General features: G+C 65.1%; 16 protein-coding genes. 7 read left to right on the top strand and 9 right to left on the bottom strand.

The annotated features are described in order from the left end of the window. From urtB to GTK01_RS12280, 6 genes are all read right to left on the bottom strand, one after another. Complete coding sequence (urtB, locus tag GTK01_RS12305; RefSeq protein WP_252926177.1) at window positions 1–894, bottom strand: urea ABC transporter permease subunit UrtB; 894 nt, start codon at window positions 892–894, stop codon at window positions 1–3. A gap of 130 nt (window positions 895–1,024) precedes the next feature. After that, window positions 1,025–2,278 carry a transporter substrate-binding domain-containing protein gene (locus tag GTK01_RS12300; protein WP_252926176.1) on the bottom strand — a complete coding sequence of 418 codons (1,254 nt, stop codon included), beginning with the start codon at window positions 2,276–2,278 and terminating at the stop codon, window positions 1,025–1,027. Window positions 2,279–2,570: 292 nt separating this feature from the next. Next, window positions 2,571–3,128 carry a sarcosine oxidase subunit gamma family protein gene (locus GTK01_RS12295; RefSeq protein ID WP_252926175.1) on the bottom strand — a complete coding sequence of 186 codons (558 nt, stop codon included), beginning with the start codon at window positions 3,126–3,128 and terminating at the stop codon, window positions 2,571–2,573. Continuing rightward, window positions 3,121–6,084, bottom strand: a complete 2,964-nt coding sequence (locus GTK01_RS12290; RefSeq protein ID WP_252926174.1) for a sarcosine oxidase subunit alpha family protein — start codon at window positions 6,082–6,084, stop codon at window positions 3,121–3,123. Before GTK01_RS12290 ends, GTK01_RS12295 begins: the two co-directional genes overlap by 8 nt. Next, window positions 6,081–6,344: a sarcosine oxidase subunit delta gene (locus GTK01_RS12285; protein WP_252926173.1), complete on the bottom strand. Its 264-nt coding sequence runs from the start codon at window positions 6,342–6,344 to the stop codon at window positions 6,081–6,083. Before GTK01_RS12285 ends, GTK01_RS12290 begins: the two co-directional genes overlap by 4 nt. A gap of 19 nt (window positions 6,345–6,363) precedes the next feature. Continuing rightward, window positions 6,364–7,614, bottom strand: a complete 1,251-nt coding sequence (locus tag GTK01_RS12280; RefSeq protein WP_252926172.1) for a sarcosine oxidase subunit beta family protein — start codon at window positions 7,612–7,614, stop codon at window positions 6,364–6,366. A gap of 89 nt (window positions 7,615–7,703) precedes the next feature. Here GTK01_RS12280 and GTK01_RS12275 point away from each other — a divergent pair, with 89 nt between their 5' ends. The 6 genes from GTK01_RS12275 (at window position 7,704) to glnT (ending at window position 13,824) form a co-directional block, all read left to right on the top strand. Next, on the top strand, window positions 7,704–8,672 hold the full coding sequence (locus GTK01_RS12275; RefSeq protein WP_252926171.1) for a GlxA family transcriptional regulator: 969 nt from the start codon (window positions 7,704–7,706) through the stop codon (window positions 8,670–8,672). Window positions 8,673–8,736: 64 nt separating this feature from the next. Next, entirely contained in the window at window positions 8,737–9,408 is a 672-nt protein-coding gene (locus GTK01_RS12270) for an XRE family transcriptional regulator (protein WP_252926170.1), read from the top strand. A gap of 93 nt (window positions 9,409–9,501) precedes the next feature. Continuing rightward, window positions 9,502–10,401, top strand: a complete 900-nt coding sequence (locus GTK01_RS12265) for a glutamine amidotransferase family protein (protein ID WP_252926169.1) — start codon at window positions 9,502–9,504, stop codon at window positions 10,399–10,401. A gap of 1 nt (window position 10,402) precedes the next feature. Beyond that, window positions 10,403–11,089 carry a GXGXG domain-containing protein gene (locus tag GTK01_RS12260; RefSeq protein ID WP_252926168.1) on the top strand — a complete coding sequence of 229 codons (687 nt, stop codon included), beginning with the start codon at window positions 10,403–10,405 and terminating at the stop codon, window positions 11,087–11,089. Between the two features lie 14 nt (window positions 11,090–11,103). Then, window positions 11,104–12,432, top strand: coding sequence for an FMN-binding glutamate synthase family protein (locus tag GTK01_RS12255; protein WP_252926167.1), 1,329 nt, complete (start codon window positions 11,104–11,106; stop codon window positions 12,430–12,432). Window positions 12,433–12,516: 84 nt separating this feature from the next. After that, window positions 12,517–13,824 (top strand): type III glutamate--ammonia ligase, encoded by a 1,308-nt coding sequence (glnT, locus tag GTK01_RS12250; protein WP_252926166.1) that lies wholly within the window; start codon window positions 12,517–12,519, stop codon window positions 13,822–13,824. A 37-nt stretch (window positions 13,825–13,861) separates the two neighbouring features. Here glnT and GTK01_RS12245 read toward each other — a convergent pair whose 3' ends face one another. Genes GTK01_RS12245 through GTK01_RS12235 form a run of 3 tightly spaced genes read right to left on the bottom strand, consistent with a single transcriptional unit; the run spans window position 13,862 to window position 14,850 of the window. Continuing rightward, the gene (locus GTK01_RS12245) at window positions 13,862–14,296 is read right to left on the bottom strand and encodes a hypothetical protein (protein ID WP_252926165.1); all 435 of its coding nucleotides are present in this window, start codon (window positions 14,294–14,296) and stop codon (window positions 13,862–13,864) included. After that, window positions 14,247–14,522 carry a conjugal transfer protein TraD gene (locus GTK01_RS12240; protein ID WP_252926164.1) on the bottom strand — a complete coding sequence of 92 codons (276 nt, stop codon included), beginning with the start codon at window positions 14,520–14,522 and terminating at the stop codon, window positions 14,247–14,249. The genes GTK01_RS12245 and GTK01_RS12240 overlap by 50 nt, the downstream gene beginning before the upstream one ends. Window positions 14,523–14,526: 4 nt before the next feature. Next, window positions 14,527–14,850, bottom strand: a complete 324-nt coding sequence (locus GTK01_RS12235; protein ID WP_252926163.1) for a conjugal transfer protein TraD — start codon at window positions 14,848–14,850, stop codon at window positions 14,527–14,529. Between the two features lie 180 nt (window positions 14,851–15,030). Here GTK01_RS12235 and traA point away from each other — a divergent pair, with 180 nt between their 5' ends. Then, window positions 15,031–18,012: a Ti-type conjugative transfer relaxase TraA gene (traA, locus tag GTK01_RS12230; protein WP_252926162.1), complete on the top strand. Its 2,982-nt coding sequence runs from the start codon at window positions 15,031–15,033 to the stop codon at window positions 18,010–18,012. Window positions 18,013–18,316 lie beyond the last annotated feature (304 nt).

Here is an 18,316-nt window from a genome sequence, read left to right as displayed (position 1 = left end):
TCAGCGTCCCTTGTAGGAAAAGAGGCCCGAGGGCTTCCAGATGATGATCGTGACCACCACGGCGAAGATTACGGCGCGTGCGATGATGTCGTTGCTCACCGATGCCGTCAGGCCGTTGATCTGGCCGAGCAGGCCGGCCGAGAGCACGGTGCCCATCAGGCTGCCGACGCCGCCGGTCACGACGACGAGGAAGCCGTCCACGACCATCGGCGTGCCCATGTCGGGGAACACGGTCTTGAAGCCCGACATCATCACGCCCGCGACCCCGGCGAGCCCCGACCCGTAGGCGAAGGTCAGCGCGTTGACTCGCTTGACGTCGATGCCGCAGGCCGCCGCCATATCCGGATTGCGCATGATGGCCCGAACCTGCGCGCCGATCGCCGTGCGGTACATGATGAACCAGGTGAGCAGGGTCAGCAGGATCGTCACTAGGATGATGAAGGCGCGGTATAGGCTGACCTGCTCGCCGCCGATGCTGATGACGCCGGAGAGATAGGCAGGCACGCGCACGTTCTGCAGGCCTGTGCCAAGCCCGGCGATGGTGATGCCGAAGAAGGCGAGGCCGAGCGACAGGCGCACCGCCTGCTGGAGCAGGATCGCGACGCCCCAGGTCGCGAGCAGCGTATCGAGCAGGCGCCCGTAGAGCCGGCTGACGATCAGCCGCTCGATGGCATAGCCGACGAGTGCGGTGACCATGAAGGCGATCGGGATGGCACCCAGCAAGCCGATGCCGAGATGGATGGACGCCAGCACCGTCGTATAGGCACCCAGCATGACCATTTCGCCATGCGCCATGTTGATGACGCCCATCGCGCCGTAGGTGATTGCCAGGCCGAGCGCGACGAGCAGCAGGACCGATCCCACGCTCAGGCCGATGAAGATGGTGTCCAGCATGGCGGACCTTCCCGATCTTGATCCGTTTCGGTGCGGGCGCCCGAGCGGCGCCGCGACAAAGCCGGGCCCTGTCAGGCCGGCATGCGGAAGACGGCGGACGGCGCGGTGCAGGACGCCGTCCGCCACGCGGTCACTTCGGCAGCTTCGACGTGTCGAGGCCGGAGGCCGTGCAGTAGAGATTGTCCTGCGCCTCGCCATAGGCGACGTAGGGCAGTGGGAACTCCGGCTCGTCATAGGCGTCGATGATCTTGCCCTGGCCATCGTCCTGCCACTGCGCGATGCGCGGCGTGAGCGCGGTGTGCAGGTTCTCGGCTTCCACCGTCACCTTGCCGCCCGGCGCGTCGAAGGTCTGGCCGCCGACGGCGGCGCGAACGGCCTCGGTGCTCGTATCGCCGGCCTTCTCCACCGCCTGTTTCCAGAGGTAGACCTGGAAATAGGACGACTCGAGCGCGTGATGCGTCACCGCCTTCTCGTCGCCGACGAACTTGCGATAGCGCGCGACGAATTCCGTGTTGGCCGGTGTGTCGATGGCCTGGAAATACGGGAAGGAGGTGTAGCTGCCGGCGGCATATTCCGCGCCCATGGCGGCGATCTCGATCTCCGACGTCACCGTTGCGCAGATCGGCAACGTGTCGTGCGAGAGGCCCTGGTTCTTGAACTCGCGATAGAAGGCGACGACGGAATCGCCGACCACGTTGGACAGCACGACGTCACAGCCCGAGCTCTTGATCTTGGAGACCATCGAGGCCCATTCCGAATGGCCGAGCTCGAGATATTCGTCGGCAACCCACTCGCCGCCGTTCTGCTCGATCAGCATCTTGGAGACCTTGGCCATCTCGCGCGGGTAGATGTAGTTCGAGCCGACGATGAAGAACTTCTTCTTGCCCAGCGTGTTGATGATCCAGGGGATGAAGTTGGACAGCTGCTGGTTCGGCACCGCGCCCGTGTAGACCACGTTCTTCGAGCACTCGAAGCCTTCGTAGTAGGTCGGGTAGAACAGCAGGCCGTTGCGTCGCTCGAACACCGGCAGGACGGCCTTCCGGCTGGCCGAGGTGTAGCAGGCGAAGACCGAGCTGATCCGGTCCTGCAGGATCAGCTTCGAGGCCTTTTCATTGAAGGTCTTGGGGTCGGATGCGCCGTCTTCGGCGACGATCTCGATCTGCTTGCCGAGCACGCCGCCCGCCGCGTTGATCTCCGACACGGCCATGTGCGTCGCGTCGTTGAGCGAGCGCTCGATGATCGACAAGCCGCCGGTCAGCGAGAAGATCGAACCGACCTTGACCGTGTCGGCCGCGAAGGCTGCGCGGGGCAGGATGGCCGGCGCTGCCAGCGCCCCGAAGGCACCGGCCGTACCCGTGAGAAATGTGCGACGATTGATGGTCATGCGTGTGCTCCGCCTCTGGAGGTTGGTGGTGTTTTTCTGGGTAAAGGGATGCATGTGCCGGCGCGGCGACGCGCAGCGGCAGATCAGCAGGTCAATTCGGTCGAAGGAGTTCCGACAGCCTCGTCGGAACAAAAAAACCCGAGCCACCAGCCGGTGTGCTCAGGCTTCCTTGCCTCGTGTGGATGACGGCGCTGTCGGTCCACGATGGTGCCCGTCGCGCGGGCACTGTGAGGGGAATGCAAACATTTTTTGCAGTGCAATGCAAGTGCTTTTTGGGCGCGGTCCGGTCATTTCAAAGCCGCGCGAACTCGAGGCTCATCTGCGAAAGATCATCGAACAGGCTGCCCGCGAAACCGCGTTGCACGACGATCTCGAAACGCTCTGCGTTCACGCGCGTGAGGTGCGCTGCGATATGGCCGACGAGCGTCGTTGCCGAGCGCCCCACCGGGAAGGCGGACGGATCGAGGTCCACCGCCGTACCCTTCGCCAGCACGCGCGCCGCCAGCGGACCGTGCAATACGATGCCTACGCGTCCATGGCTCTGGTCGACCACATCGACCTCCGGCTTCAGCGCCTGCGAGAGGACGACGAGGTCGGCGCCAGACATCACTGTGGGCGCCGTCGCGAACCATTGCCCCGGCGCGACGACGCGCAGGTCGAGGCCTGCGGCTGCGACCTTATCTGCGAAGGGTGCGGCAACCTGCGTCGGCCGTGCCAGCAGGTGAAGGATCGTGCCTTCCGGCAGCGCCTCAAGCGTGACGCCTTCGCGAACGACCGGCGCACGATCGGCTAGCGCCGCCTGCGTCGGCGGAGCGGTGAGCGGTATCCGGTTCGTTGTCATCTCAGCCATGGAGTCGTCCTCCCTCCGGATCGACGAAGACCGGCGCACAGAGCCGTCCACGGGTGATCTCGCCGCGCAGCCCGTTCCAGATCACGATTTCCTCGCCATGCCGGGCGGCGCCGTTGCGTACGAGGGCGAGACCGATGCTTGAGCCGACATGCGGCGAAAAGCAGCTCGACGTGATGTAGCCCTGGTCGTTTTCCAGAGTCGTTTCTGCGCCTGCCGCGAGGATATGCGCTCCACTGCGGAAGGCGTCCGCCTTGTCGAGCGGGACCACGCCGACGAGCTGGGCGCGGCCCGGCGCCTGTAAGCCTTCGCGTGCCAGCATCGCCCTGCCGATGAAGTCCGGCTTCTTCGCAGAGACCATGCGGCCCAGGCCGAGATCGGATGGGACGACGGTGCCGTTGATCTCGTTGTGGGTGACATGGCCCTTCTCGATACGCAGTACGGCGAGCGCTTCGGCGCCGTAGGCGCAGATTCCGTGCGCCTCGCCAGCCGCCATGATCGCATCGGCGATGGCAGGGCCGAAGCCGGCCGGCACAGCCAGCTCATAGGCCAGTTCGCCCGAAAACGAGATGCGGAACAGCCGGCCGCGCAGCGCGCTGCCGCACAGCGAAACCTCGCCGGCCGCGAGGAACGGGAAGGCCGCGTCGGAGATGTCGTCATCGACGATCTGCGACAGCACCGCCCGCGCCTTCGGACCGGCCACGGCAAGTTGCGCCCACTGGTCGGTCGCCGAGGCAAGCCGCATGTCGAGCTCCGGCCAGAGCGCCTGCGAACAGAATTCGAGGTGGTTCATGACACCCGCCGCATAGGCGGTTGTGGTGGTCATGAAGAAACGGTCCTCGGCGATCCGGCTCGTCGTGCCGTCGTCATAGACCATGCCGTCCTCGCGCAGCATCAGCCCATAACGCGCCTTGCCAACCGGCAGCTTGAGGAACGGGTTGCAGTAGACCCGGTCGAGGAACGCGGCGGCGTCGCTGCCGCAGATCTCGATCTTGCCGAGGGTGGACATGTCGCACAGGCCGACATTGGCGCGCACGTTGCGCACCTCGCGGTCGACGCTGGTCCGCCAATGGGTCTCGCCCGGCTGCGGGAACCATGCCGGACGGTACCAGAGGCCGGTCTCCACGAAGGTCGCGCCGCGCGCCTTGGCCCAGTCGTGCATCGGCGACTTGCGCACCGGCTGGAAGTGGCGGCCGTGATGCGCACCGGCCAGTGCCGCGAAGGAGACCGGGGTGTAGAAGGGCCTGAACGTGGTGGTGCCGACCTCGCCGGGCGACACACCCCGCACTTGCGCCAGCAGGCCGATCGCGTTCACGTTCGACAGCTTGCCCTGGTCCGTCGCCATGCCCATCGTGGTGTAGCGCTTGGCGAGTTCGACATGGCCGTAGCCTTCGCGGACGGCGAGGCCGAGGTCCTTGACGTGCACGTCATTCTGGAAATCGACGAAGGCCTTGACCTTCGACCCCGGCACCGACCAGAGCGGGGCGGTTGGGGCGGCGATGATGTCGTCTTCGACGGACGGCGTGCTGTCAGGCGCCGCGGCAAAGCCCAGCTCGGCCGCGAGCCGCGCGCCGGCTTCAGCGCCATCGGCAAGGCAGGCCGCGATGCCGGTGACGGCATTCGCTGCGCCGGCCAGAGCCAAACCTGCAAGACTCTCCGGCGCGAGGAATGCGCCCTGGGCGTCAGACCAGACGGGCCTCCCGCCGCGGTGGCAGGCAAGGTTGATGACGGGATTGAAGCCGCCCGACATGGCGAGCAGATCGACCGAGATGTCCTCCGTTCGGCCGTCATGGCTGACGCGGATGGAGGAGAGCGACTTGCCGCCGCGTGCGTCGGTCACGATGGCGCCCGAGATCAGGCGCGCCTTGCCGCGGTAGTCCGACGGCCGCTGGCGCCGGCTGTCCACGATTGCGGCGAGCTCCACGCCCGCCGCTTCGAGGTCGCGCGCCAGCGCATAGCCGCTGTCGTTGGTGGTGAAGATCGCAGCCTTGCGTCCGGCCGCGATGCCGTAGCGGTTGAGATAGGTGCGGGCCGCGCCCGCCATCATGACGCCGGGGGTATCATTGCCGCCGAAGACGAGCGGGCGTTCCTCCGCCCCGGTGGCGAGTAGTGCGCGGCGCGCGACGATGCGCCAGAGGCGCTCCATCGGTCGATGCGCCTGAGGGGCGGCGACATGTTTCTGAACACGCTCCACCGCGCCGAACACCATGTCGTCGTACCAGCCGAACACGGTGGCGCGGGTCAGCAACTGCACGTTGGGCAGCGACTGCAGCTCGGCGACCATTGCCGCGGCGAAGCAGGGAGCGGACGCACCGCCGATCGTCGCCGTTTCCGAAAGCAGAGCGCCGCCCGCGTGTGCCTGCTCGTCCGCCACGATGACGCGCGCGCCGGCGCGGCCGGCGGCGAGGGCAGCGGAGAGACCGGCGGGCCCCGCACCCACGACCAGCAGGTCGCAATGCGCCCATTGCTTTTCATATTGGTCAGGGTCGGACTCGTAGGTCGCGCGTCCGAGTCCTGCGGCCTTGCGGATGAAGGGCTCGTAGAGCTTCTCCCACAGCGCGCCCGGCCACATGAAGGTCTTGTAGTAGAAGCCCGCGCCGAGGAAGGGCCAGAGCAGGCCATTGAGCGCGCCGATGTCGAGGTCGAGCGACGGCCAGCGATTCTGGCTGGTCGCGACCAGCCCGGCATAGAGCTCCTGCATCGTGGCGCGGCTGTTGGGCTCGCTCCGCCCGCCGGTGCCGACCGTCACCAGCGCGTTGGGCTCCGATGCGCCGGCGGTGAGGATGCCGCGCGGGCGGTGATATTTGAAGCTGCGTCCGACCAGCCGCACGCCGTTGGCCAGCAGCGCCGAAGCGAGGCTGTCGCCGGCAAGCCCGCTCAGCGCCTTGCCATCGAAGGTGAACGACAGGGGCGCGGTGCGATCGACCAGACCGCCGGTCGGAAGCCGGTAGGAGGTCATGGCCGCGCCTCCGAGGCGTCTCTGGCGTCGGCGACTTCGTGCGTCGCCGTGTTCCGGCTCACCACCAGCCAGCGGCGGCAGCCGGAGGTATGATGCCAATACTCCTCATAGGCGCCGCGCGGATTGTCGCGCAGGTAGACATGGTCGAACCAGACCGCCTCGCCGGCATCGGCTGAGGGGCGCGGGAGCGCCGCGCTCTTGACGGTGAATTCCTCCTTGGGCCGCGCGCCGCAATGGGGGCATGTGATGAGGCTTGCCATCGTGCTTCCTTGCCTCCGCTCAGTGCAGGTTCGGCTGGGCGCCTTGGCCCTTTTCGTCGAGCATGTAGCCGCGCGCGAAACGGTCGAGCCGGAAGGCGGAAGCGGTCTGCTGCGGCGTACCCTTCGCAATCAGATGGGCGAAACAGAAGCCCGAGGCGGGCGTCGCCTTGAAGCCGCCGTAGCACCAGCCGGCATTGAGGTAGAGATTGTCGATATGGGTGCGGTCGATGATCGGCGAACCATCCATCGACATGTCCATGATGCCGCCCCATGAGCGCAGCACGCGCAGCCGCGACAGGGCAGGGATCATCGCCTTGCCGGCCTCGACCACATGCTCCACCGTGGCGAGGTTGCCGCGCTGGGCGTAGGAGTTGTAGCCGTCGATGTCGCCGCCGAAGACCAGACCGCCCTTGTCGGACTGGGACACGTAGAAGTGCCCGGCGCCGAAGGTCACCACGCCGTCGATGAACGGCTTGATGGCTTCTGAGACGAAGGCCTGCAGCACATGGCTTTCGATCGGCAGGCGCATCTCGGCCATCGCCGCGACGCGCGACGAATTACCGGCCGCCGCCAGCGCCAGCCTGTCGCAGCCGATGAAGCCGCGCGACGTCTCGACGCCGGTGACGCGGCCGTTCTCGCGGCGAATCCCGGTCACCTCACAGTTCTGGATGATGTCGACGCCGCGGCTGTCGGCACCACGTGCATAGCCCCATGCCACCGCGTCGTGGCGTACCGTGCCGCCGCGCCGCTGGATGAGCCCGCCCTGGATGGGGAAGCGCGAATTGTCGTAGTCGAGGAAAGGCAGCATCGCCTTGACCTGCGAACGGTCGAGCAGGTCGGCGTCCACGCCGTGCAGGCGCATCGCGTTGCCGCGCCGCGTATAGGCGTCGCGCTGGGCGTCGGAGTGGAACAGGTTCAGCACCCCGCGCTGCGAGACCATGGCGTTGAAGTTGAAGTCCTGCTCGAGCCCTTCCCAGAGCTTCATCGACAGTTCGTAGAAGGGGTTGTTTCCGGGCAGCAGATAGTTCGAACGGATGATAGTGGTGTTGCGCCCGACATTGCCGGAGCCGATGTAGCCCTTCTCCAGCACAGCGACATTGGTGCTGCCGAATTCCTTGGCGAGGTAGTAGGCGGTGGCCAGACCATGCCCCCCGCCGCCGACGATGATGACGTCGTAATGCGGCTTCGGCTGCGGATCTCGCCACGCCGGCTGCCAGCTTTTGTTGCCCTTCAGGCCGTTCAGGAAAACGGACAGTGCCGAATAGCGCATCGTTTGCGTCCCATCTCGTCCGCGATTGTTAAGCCGAAAGCGCTGGTCTATACCTGCTCATAAGGGACGTATTCCTTTCAAGCAGAGACATGGCGCGCGTTTCTTCCAAAGGATCGATCCGGGCAGGCAGCCAGCGTTACGGCTTTGTCCTGTTGCCAGGCTTCGCACTCATGTCCTTCGCATCGGCGACGGAACCGCTCCGCGCCGCCAACCTGCTCGCGGGGCAGCACCTTTACGAGCCGGTGTATCTCTCCATTGACGGTGCACCGGTGGCGTCGTCGTCCGGTGCGCTGGTTCCCTGCGCGTCGTTGAGCGAAACGGAGGTGCTGCATACGCTATTCGTCTGCGCCGGCGGCAATCCGGCCGACTGGTACCTGCCGTCGCTCCATGCGGCGCTGCGCGCGTTCGCCGTTTCCGGGATGCGGATCGGCGGCATTTCCGGCGGCCCTTACGTCTTGGCTGCAGCAGGCCTGCTCGACGGGCGCGACTTCACCGTGCACTGGGAACATGCGCCGGCGCTGATGGAGGCCTTTCCAAGCCTGTCGCCGCGCCAGGCGCGTTTCGTCGTGGACGGCAACCGCATTACCTGCGGCGGCGGCGTGGCGCCGCTCGACATGATGCATGCGCTGATCGCGGAGCGGATGGGTGCGGATTTCGCGCGGCGGGTCAGCGACTGGTACCTGCACACGGCGGTGGCCGAGCCGACCGCGCCGCAGCGGGCCTCGACGGCGGAACGCTTCGGCGTGCATCATCCCGCCCTGCTCGCCGTGCTCGACCGGATGGAAGGCACGATCGAGAACCCGATCGGGCGCGACGCGATGGCGGCCTTCGCAGGGGTCAGCCCGCGCCATCTCGACCGCCTATTCGCAGATCACCTCAAGCGCGGCTTCGCCGAGACCTATCGCGACCTGCGTCTGCGCCACGCGCGGCGCCTGCTGCAGCAAAGTCCGCTGTCGGTCTCCGAGATCGCATTCGCGACGGGCTTCTCCAGCGCCGGGCACTTCGCCACCGCCTACCGTCGCGCCTTCGGCCATACGCCCCGGCAGGAGCGGGGCTAGTTTCTTCCGAGTTGCCGCGATTTTCCTCGCAGGATAGGCTCGGCGCCTAATTCGAGGACATATGATGCCCCGCAAGTCGAACGAAATGCCGGCTGTGCCCACACAACCGCTTGCCCAGAACCCTCATGCCGTGCGCGAGCCGCGAGAGAACAATCTTGAAATGGCGATCGGCCACGAGGTGCGGGCCTATCGCAAGCAGCTCGGCATCACCGTTGCGGATCTGGCGGTCGCGACGGGCATGTCCGTCGGCATGCTGTCCAAGATCGAGAACGGCAACATCTCCGCCTCGCTGACCACGCTGCAGGCGCTGTCCCGCGCGCTCGGCGTGCCGCTGACCGCCTTCTTCCGCCGCTTCGAGGAACCGCGTAACGCCACCTTCGTAAAGGCCGGCGAGGGCGTGAACATCGAGCGCCGCGGCACGCGCGCCGGCCACCAGTACAGCCTGCTCGGACACATCGACAACAATTCCAGCGGTGTGATGGTCGAACCCTACCTGATCACGCTGACGACGGAGTCCGACGTGTTTCCCACCTTTCAGCACGAGGGCATGGAGTTTCTCTACATGCTGGAAGGCGAGGTCACCTATCGGCATGGCGATTCCAACTACGCGATGCAGCCCGGCGACAGCCTGTTCTTCGACGCGGATGCGCCGCACGGGCCCGTCGAGCTGGTCAAATTGCCGGCCCGCTATCTCTCGATCATCTCCTATCCGAACCGCGACCGAAGTGGGAGATAATTTCTCCTAGAGAATATTTTATTCTCGCTGATTGTCATTCCTCGATTGCCGTGCTACGCCTCCGTTCAGATTGGACCGGAGGCTGTCAGCGCGATGTGCGGCATTGTTGGGCTATTTTTGAAGGACCGGACGCTGGAGCCGAAGCTCGGCGACATGCTGTCCGACATGTTGATCACCATGACGGATCGTGGGCCGGATTCGGCAGGCATCGCCATCTACGGCGCGGCGTCCGCCAAGGGCACCAAGCTGACGATCCAGTCATCGGCGCCTGAAACGGATTTCGCCGATCTGGCGCAGAAGCTCGCTTCGTCCGGCATCCAGGCCGACGTGACGGTCAAGAGCACGCACGCGGTGATCGAGACCGAGGCGGCGGCGGACGAGGTTCGCTCATTCCTTACCGACAAGCCCTCGATGCGTGTCATGGGCGTCGGCGACAATGTCGAAATCTACAAGGAAACCGGCCTGCCGAAGGATGTCGTCGAGCGCTTCGGCGTCCGCGCCATGGGCGGCACGCACGGCATCGGCCATACGCGCATGGCGACGGAATCGGCTGTCACGACGCTCGGCGCACACCCCTTCTCCACCGGACCCGACCAGTGCCTGGTGCACAACGGATCGCTCTCCAATCACAACAACCTGCGCCGCGAGTTGGTGCGCGGCGGCATGCGTTTCGAGACCGAGAACGACTCCGAGGTGGCTGCCGCCTACCTGACGTCCGAAATGGCGAAGGGCAAGGATCTCGGCGCGGCGCTGGAAGGCGCGCTGGGTGACCTAGACGGCTTCTTCACCTTCGTTGTCGGCACGAAGTCCGGCTTCGGCGTGGTGCGCGATCCGATCGCCTGCAAGCCGGCCGTCATGGCCGAGACCGACCAGTATGTCGCTTTCGGCTCCGAATATCGCGCGCTAGTCAATCTGCCCGGCATCGAGACGGCGCGGGTCTGGGAGCCGGAGCCGGCAACCGTCTATTTCTGGGATCACGAGAAGGCCGCTTGAGATGACCGTCTTCGACCTTTCCAGCGCAACCTTGCGCGACCTCAACAGTGCCCTGCATGCCATCGCGGACGGCGCAAACGACACGGAGTTCGAGGTGGTCAACCCGCGCGGCAGCCATGCCGTGGCCGTCGGCATCGCCAAACCCGTCAGCGTCGAGGTGCATGGCTCGGTCGGCTATTACTGCGCCGGCATGAACGATGGCGGAACCGTCACGGTGCACGGCTCGGCCGGGCCTGGGGTCGCCGAGAACATGATGTCCGGTACGGTCGTGATCGAGGGCGACGCATCGCAATATGCGGGCGCCACGGGCCGCGGTGGCCTGCTCGTCATCAAGGGCAATGCGGCCTCGCGCTGCGGCATCTCGATGAAGGGCATCGACATCGTCGTGCATGGCTCGATCGGCCACATGTCGGCCTTCATGGGCCAGTCGGGCCACCTGGTCGTGTTGGGCGATGCGGGCGATGCGCTGGGCGACTCGCTCTACGAGGCAAAGCTTTTCGTGCGCGGCACGGTGAAGAGCCTGGGCGCCGACTGCATCGAGAAGGAGATGCGGCCCGAACACATCGCGAAGCTGGGCGAACTGCTGGACAAGGCGGGAGTCACCGACGTGCGGCCCGAGGAGTTCAAGCGCTACGGCTCGGCGCGCAAGCTCTACAATTTCAACATCGACAACGCCGACGCGTATTGAGGCGAGGAGAAACCATGTCCTACCACAATCCGCCCACCCCGCCGCGCAAGTCGGCCACCTTCGACGATGCCACGCTGGCGGAAATCCGCCGCGCGGCGGCGACGGGCATCTACGACATCCGCGGCGGCGGCACCAAGCGCAAAGTGCCGCATTTCGACGACCTGCTGTTCCTCGGCGCCTCGATCTCTCGCTATCCGCTCGAGGGCTATCGCGAGAAATGCGAGACCTCGGTGGTGCTGGGCACGCGTTTCGCCAAGAAGCCGATCGAACTGAAGATTCCGATCACCGTCGCAGGCATGAGCTTCGGTGCCCTGTCCGGCCCCGCCAAGGAGGCGCTCGGGCGCGGCGCGACGATCGCCGGCACGTCGACCACCACCGGCGACGGTGGCATGACCGACGAGGAGCGCGGCCACTCGCAGAAGCTCGTCTATCAGTACCTGCCGTCGCGCTACGGCATGAACCCGCGCGACCTGCGCCGTGCCGATGCGATTGAGGTCGTGGTCGGGCAGGGCGCCAAGCCCGGCGGCGGCGGCATGCTGCTAGGCCAGAAGATCTCCGACCGCGTCGCCGAGATGCGCACGCTGCCCAAGGGCATCGACCAGCGCTCCGCCTGCCGCCATCCCGACTGGACCGGCCCGGACGATCTCGAGATCAAGATCCTCGAACTGCGCGAGATCACCGATTGGGAGAAGCCGATCTATGTCAAGGTCGGCGGCGCGCGGCCCTACTACGACACGGCGCTGGCGGTGAAGGCGGGCGCCGACGTCGTGGTGCTCGACGGCATGCAGGGTGGCACGGCGGCGACGCAGGACGTCTTCATAGAGAATGTCGGCATGCCGACGCTCGCCTGCATCCGCCCAGCGGTCCAGGCGCTGCAGGATCTCGGCATGCACCGCAAGGTGCAGCTGATCGTGTCCGGCGGCATCCGCTCCGGCGCCGACGTCGCCAAGGCGCTGGCGCTCGGTGCAGATGCCGTCTCCATCGGCACTGCGGCGCTTGCGGCGATCGGCGACAACGATCCGAAGTGGGAGGAGGAATATCGCAAACTGGGCTCGACGGCTGGCGCCTATGATGACTGGCACGAAGGCCGCGATCCCGCGGGGATCACCACGCAGGACCCGGAACTGGCCAGCCGGCTCGATCCAGAGGTCTCCGGGCGACGGCTCGCCAACTACCTCAAGGTGATGACGCTGGAGGCGCAGACCATCGCTCGCGCCTGCGGCAAGAACCACCTGCACAATCTCGAGCCCGAGGACCTGTGCGCACTGACCATGGAGGCGGCCGCGATGGCGCAGGTGCCGCTGGCCGGAACCAGCTGGTACCCGGGTAAGGGAGGTTTCTGAAGCGATAGGACGGCGGGCAGCAACTGGGAGGTGCGCCCGCGGCTTCCGTTCTAGGTGTCTGATTCAAAACAAAGGGGAACCGACATGACACTGGACCTCTCGGCCTATGCCGCCGACAAGGGCGTCAAATACTTCATGATCAGCTATACTGACCTGTTCGGCGGCCAGCGCGCGAAGCTGGTCCCCGCGCAGGCAATCGCGGATATGCAGAAGGATGGCGCCGGTTTCGCCGGTTTCGCCACATGGCTCGACCTGTCGCCGGCGCATCCCGATCTCTTCGCCATGCCGGACGCCTCCTCGGTCATCCAGCTTCCCTGGAAGAAGGAGGTTGCCTGGGTCGCGGCGGATTGCGTCATGGAGGATGCGCCCGTTGAGCAGGCGCCGCGCGTGGTGCTGAAACGGCTGATACGGGAAGCAACGGCGGAAGGCATGCGGGTCAAGACCGGCGTCGAAGCCGAGTTCTTCCTCATCATGCCGGACGGATCACGCATCTCCGACGAGTTCGATATCGCCGAGAAGCCCTGCTACGACCAGCAGGCGGTGATGCGGCGCTATGACGTGATCGCGGAAATCTGCGACGCCATGTTGGAACTCGGCTGGAAGCCCTACCAGAACGACCACGAGGACGCGAACGGCCAGTTCGAGATGAACTGGGAGTATGACGACGCGCTCGCCACCGCCGACAAGCACTCCTTCTTCAAGTTCATGGTCAAGTCGATCGCCGAGAAGCACGGGCTGCGCGCGACCTTCATGCCGAAGCCCTTCAAGGGCTTGACGGGCAACGGCTGCCACGCCCACGTCTCGGTGTGGGACAATGACGGGAAGGAGAACGTTTTTGCCGACAAGGGCATGCCCTTCGGCCTGTCCGCCAAGGGCAAGACGTTCCTCGGCGGCATCATGCAGCATGCCTCCGCCTTGGCGGCAGTCACCAACCCGACCGTCAATTCCTACAAGCGCATCAACGCGCCGCGCACGATCTCTGGCGCCACCTGGGCGCCGAACAGCGTCACCTGGACCGGCAACAACCGCACCCACATGGTGCGCGTGCCCGGCCCCGGCAGGTTCGAGCTGCGACTGCCCGACGGCGCTGTCAATCCCTATCTGCTGCAGGCGATCATCATCGCCGCCGGCCTGTCCGGCGTGCGCAGCGCGGCCGATCCCGGCCCGCACCATGACATCGACATGTATCGCGACGGCCATACGGTGAAGGACGCGCCGAAACTGCCGCTCAACCTGCTCGATGCGCTGCGCGAATATGAGAGGGATACGGAGCTCCAGCAGGCCTTGGGAACGGAGTTCTCGGCCGCCTATCTGAAGCTCAAGCACCAGGAGTGGAACAACTACTCCTCGCAGATCACCGACTGGGAGCGCTTCTCGACACTGGACGCCTGAGTCGCACGGGGCGGGTACGTCAATCTCATTCCACTTGCTACCTACGTGCGCGCCTTTGATGTAACCGATACGCCATGTAGAATTTTACGGCGGGGCTGCCGCATTTCTCAGCAAGATCGAGGATTTCAGCCGCGGTAACCTCATCGTGAACAATGGGATTGAAGCCGTAATTTACGTAAGCGACCCGATCTCCGATCGAACGTTGTTTGTCGAAATCGAGGCTAGCCGTTTCATAGCCGGTAAAGTCCCTCCCGGAGGCAGCGACCTTTTGGAACAGGAGTGCAGTGGTCGTGTCACCCATTGCGGCATGCTGGCTTTCCTGAACGCAATCGCCTTCCAGATCGCCAAAGTTGCCCCAATGGGTATGCGGATCAATCACCCCCGGAAAGGCGATGTCCTTCAGATCCTCTCCCGTCACCGCCTCAAGCACCTGCAGGGAGGTGGGGCCGGCGACTGGGAACGGCGGATTCATCTCGCTTGCATTCCACTTCAAGCCCCATCTTTCCCAGCTTTGTCCAGACGCCGCGCGCCCGAGCACCGTCCTCGCTGTTGAGCTTGCCGACCATCCAGATCAACGCGCCGTAGATCATGGCGCGATCATCGCCAGTTAGGTCCACGATGCCGGCCTTGACGACAAGTCCGCCGAGCTCGATCAGATGCCGTGTGCGCTTGCGGCGCTCGACCTGCCATGCGCGCATGTCGTTACGCGCCCGTTGTGCCTGATGCCGGTTGCGCGCCGCCCGGTTGCGTTTGAGCGCCGCCGTTGTCGCGGTCAGACGTTGATGCAGATCGGCGCGGTTTCCCGCGAAAGAACGCTTGCCCGCGCTTCGCCCATGCCTCCCTCTTTCCGGCATCGGTGGTTTCCGCCAGCACGATCAGCGCACCGGCCAGTTCCTCGGCGGTGAGCGCATCGGCTCCCGTGGCGATCACCAGTTCACCGAGTTGCTGCACCTTGCGGGCTTTCAGTTCCCGCGCCTTGTCTTCGAGCGCCTTCAGTTCCGCGTCGTAATTGCGTGGCTTGCGCAATGTCGCCTCCTTCGTTCCGGTTGGTTGTCGATGCGATGAGGATAGTTGCGCGGACAGCGGAACGCAGTATTGTTGCCGGGACGGTGTGGCACGGCCCGGTCCATCCCGAGATTTTTTCGAGGGAGGGCGCGCTTATACGTCGTTCCGACGTGCGCTTGGCCGTGCCAATGCTTGATCGCGATGGCGATCTATCATCTTCACGTCAAGGTCATTTCCCGCAAGGCCGGAAGCAGTGCGGTGGCGTCTGCTGCCTACCGCTCGGCCTCGCGGATGCGCGACGAGCGCATCGACCGCGTGCAGGACTTTTCCAGCAAGCGCGGCGTCGTCCATTCCGAGATCATGCTGCCAAAGAGCGCACCGGAAGCATGGAGCGACCGCGAGCGGCTCTGGAATGACGTCGAGGCGTTCGAGGTCAGGAAGGACGCCCAGCTTGCCCGTGAGGTTGAGTTCGCCATTCCTCGCGAGATGACGCAGGCGCAGGGCATCGAGCTTGCCCGCGACTTCGTGCAGTCGGAGTTTGTCGACCGGGGGATGATTGCTGACCTCAATGTGCATTGGGACATCGGTGAGGACGGCATGCCCAAACCCCATGCCCATGTCATGCTCACCATGCGCAGCGTGGACGAGAACGGTTTCGGCCAGAAGGTGCGGGACTGGAACCGCACGGAGATGGTGGAGCGCTGGCGTGAACGCTGGGCCGAGCATGTGAACGAGCGATTGGCCGAACTCGACATTGATGCCCGCATCGACCATCGCAACCTTGAGGCGCAGGGGATCGGGCTTGAGCCGCAAACCCAGATTGGTGCGCCCGCGCAGCGGATCGAGATCGACAGCACCGAGCTCGCTGATCGGGCCGACCTGCACCGCGAGATTGCCCGCAACAACGGCGCGCGGATCATCGCCGATCCATCGGTGGCGCTGGACGCGATCACGCATCAGCAATCGACATTTACGCAGCGACACATGGCGATGTTCGCGCACCGGCACAGCGACGGCATCGACCAGTTCAACGAGGTGATGGGCGCGATGCGCGGTTCGCCCGATCTTGTCGAACTCGGCAAGGACGGACGCGGCGAGGATCGCTTCACCACGCGCGAGATGATCGAGGCCGAACAGCGCCTGCACCGTGCTGCCGAACTCATGGCCGAGAAGGAATTGCACGAGGTCAGCGACAGAAACCGCGAAGCGGCTTTGGTGCGTGCAGAAGAACGCGGTCTTGTCCTGTCCCGAGAGCAGGCCGATGCGCTGGCGCATGTCACCAACGGGCGCAATCTTGGTATTGTCGTCGGCTATGCCGGGACGGGAAAGAGCGCCATGCTCGGCGTAGCACGCGAGGCATGGGAGGCGGCAGGCTACGAGGTGCGCGGCGTTGCGCTCTCCGGCATTGCGGCGGAAAATCTGGAAAGCGGATCGGGCATTGTGTCCCGCACCATTGCCAGCATGGAACATGGCTGGGCAAACAACCGTGACCTGCTCACTTCCCGCGACGTGCTTGTCATCGACGAGGCGGGCATGGTCGGCACCCGCCAGTTGGAGCGTGTATTGTCCCGCGCGGCGGAAGCTGGCGCAAAGGTTGTGCTGGTTGGCGATCCGCAGCAGCTACAATCCATCGAGGCGGGCGCGGCCTTCCGCTCGCTCCACGAGCGTCACGGTGGTGTCGAAATCGAAACCGTGCGCCGCCAGCGAGGCGACTGGCAGCGGGACGCCACGCGCGATCTGGCGACCGGCAAAACCGCCGATGCCATCCATGCCTATGACAGAAATGACATGGTGCATGAAGCGCAGACGCGCGAGCAGGCGCGCGACGACCTGATCGAGCGCTGGGACAAAGACCGGCAGGCATCACCGGATGCGAGTCGCATCATCCTCACCCACACCAATGCCGAGGTGCGGGAACTCAACGAGGCCGCCCGCGACAGGATGCGCGATGCAGGTGACCTGGGTGATGATGTCAGCGTCACCGTCGAACGGGGCGAACGAAACTTTGCCACCGGGGATCGCGTCATGTTTCTGCAAAACGAGCGCGGTCTTGGCGTCAAGAACGGCACGCTCGGCACCATCGAGGACATCAGCACCCAGAGCATGACAGTGCGCACCGATCACGGACGCAGTATCGCGTTCGACCTGAAAGACTATGACCGCATTGACCATGGCTATGCGGCGACCATCCACAAATCTCAGGGCATGACCGTGGACCGCAGCCATGTGCTGGCGACACCGGGTCTGGACGCCCACGGCAGCTATGTCGCGTTGTCGCGCCACCGCGACGGCATGGACCTCCATTACGCCCGTGACGACTTCGCCAGCCAGGACAAGCTCATAACCACCTTGTCGCGTGACCGGTCCAAGGACATGGCAAGCGATTACCAGCAGCAGATCGATCCAGCCCAAAACTATGCCGAACGGCGCGGCATCGACTTTGCCACTCTTGCCGGCGAGATCGAACGAGACCGCGTGCTGGAAACTGCCCACGACAGAATCGGTGACATCATCTTTGGCGCAGGCTCCCGCGGTCAAGGCGCCGATGGGTCGGATAGAGAGGCAGCCGGCAGCGGAATAAGGCAGGAGATCGAGGCGGTGGCGCAGGAGGCCGGGATCGACCCGGATGATGCCTTGCGCCACGCCCGCAGAATGGCGCTCATCCGTCATGCTCATGCCGTGAGCACGATCTATGCCACCGAAGACGCAGGCCACAAGGTCAGCCCCGTCCAATGGAATGAACTGGCCGAGGCCCGCACGACATTCGATGAGGTGCGCCCCTTCGGTTCAAAGGATGCGGAAGAAGCCTATTCCCAAGATGCAGGTCTTTCCCATGAGGCGGCGACCGGCAAGGTCAACCGCGCCATTCGCGCGCTGCAACTCGAAACCGAAATCCGCACCGATCCGCAGCGCCGGGCGGATCGCTTTGTCGAACGCTGGCAGAAGCTCAGCCGGACCAGCGAACGCCAATATGCGGCGGGCGACTATTCGGGCTATCGGTCCACCCGGGCATGGATGGGAGACATGGCCAAGAGCCTCGAACGCGATCCGCAGATGGAATCCCTGCTCGCCAACCGCAGGCGCGAACTGGGCATCTCCTTCGACAGGGGGCTGGGCATCGGCGGCGATCTGGCCCTCAGTCATGGTCTCGGCAGGGGAAGAGGGCTGGGCATCGGAATGTAGCCACACGCTGCTCCGCCCATTCGGGCTGCGCGGAATGACAGGTGAGGATTTGGAACCGGAAGGTTCGGAACAATCCTTTGTTGCTTCCCGAGATGGGGCCGGACCTGAACCGGGCAGTCAAGGCCGCAGCCGCTTCGCGGTGGCGCGTTCCGCGCCAGCCTTGACAGCCAGGTTCACGGCCCGGCAAAGCGCGAGGAAGCAGAAAAGGCTGGGTGGGAGCGCCGGCGCTTCCCTTGTCCAAGTGGCCGCCTATATTGCGGTTGATTCCACACAGTAGAAGCCGAGCCCGAATCGCTCTGCGCTT

Source organism: Aliihoeflea sp. 40Bstr573, from assembly GCF_024105655.1.
Lineage (GTDB): Bacteria > Pseudomonadota > Alphaproteobacteria > Rhizobiales > Rhizobiaceae > Aliihoeflea.
This window is presented reverse-complemented; position numbering and strand designations above follow the sequence as displayed.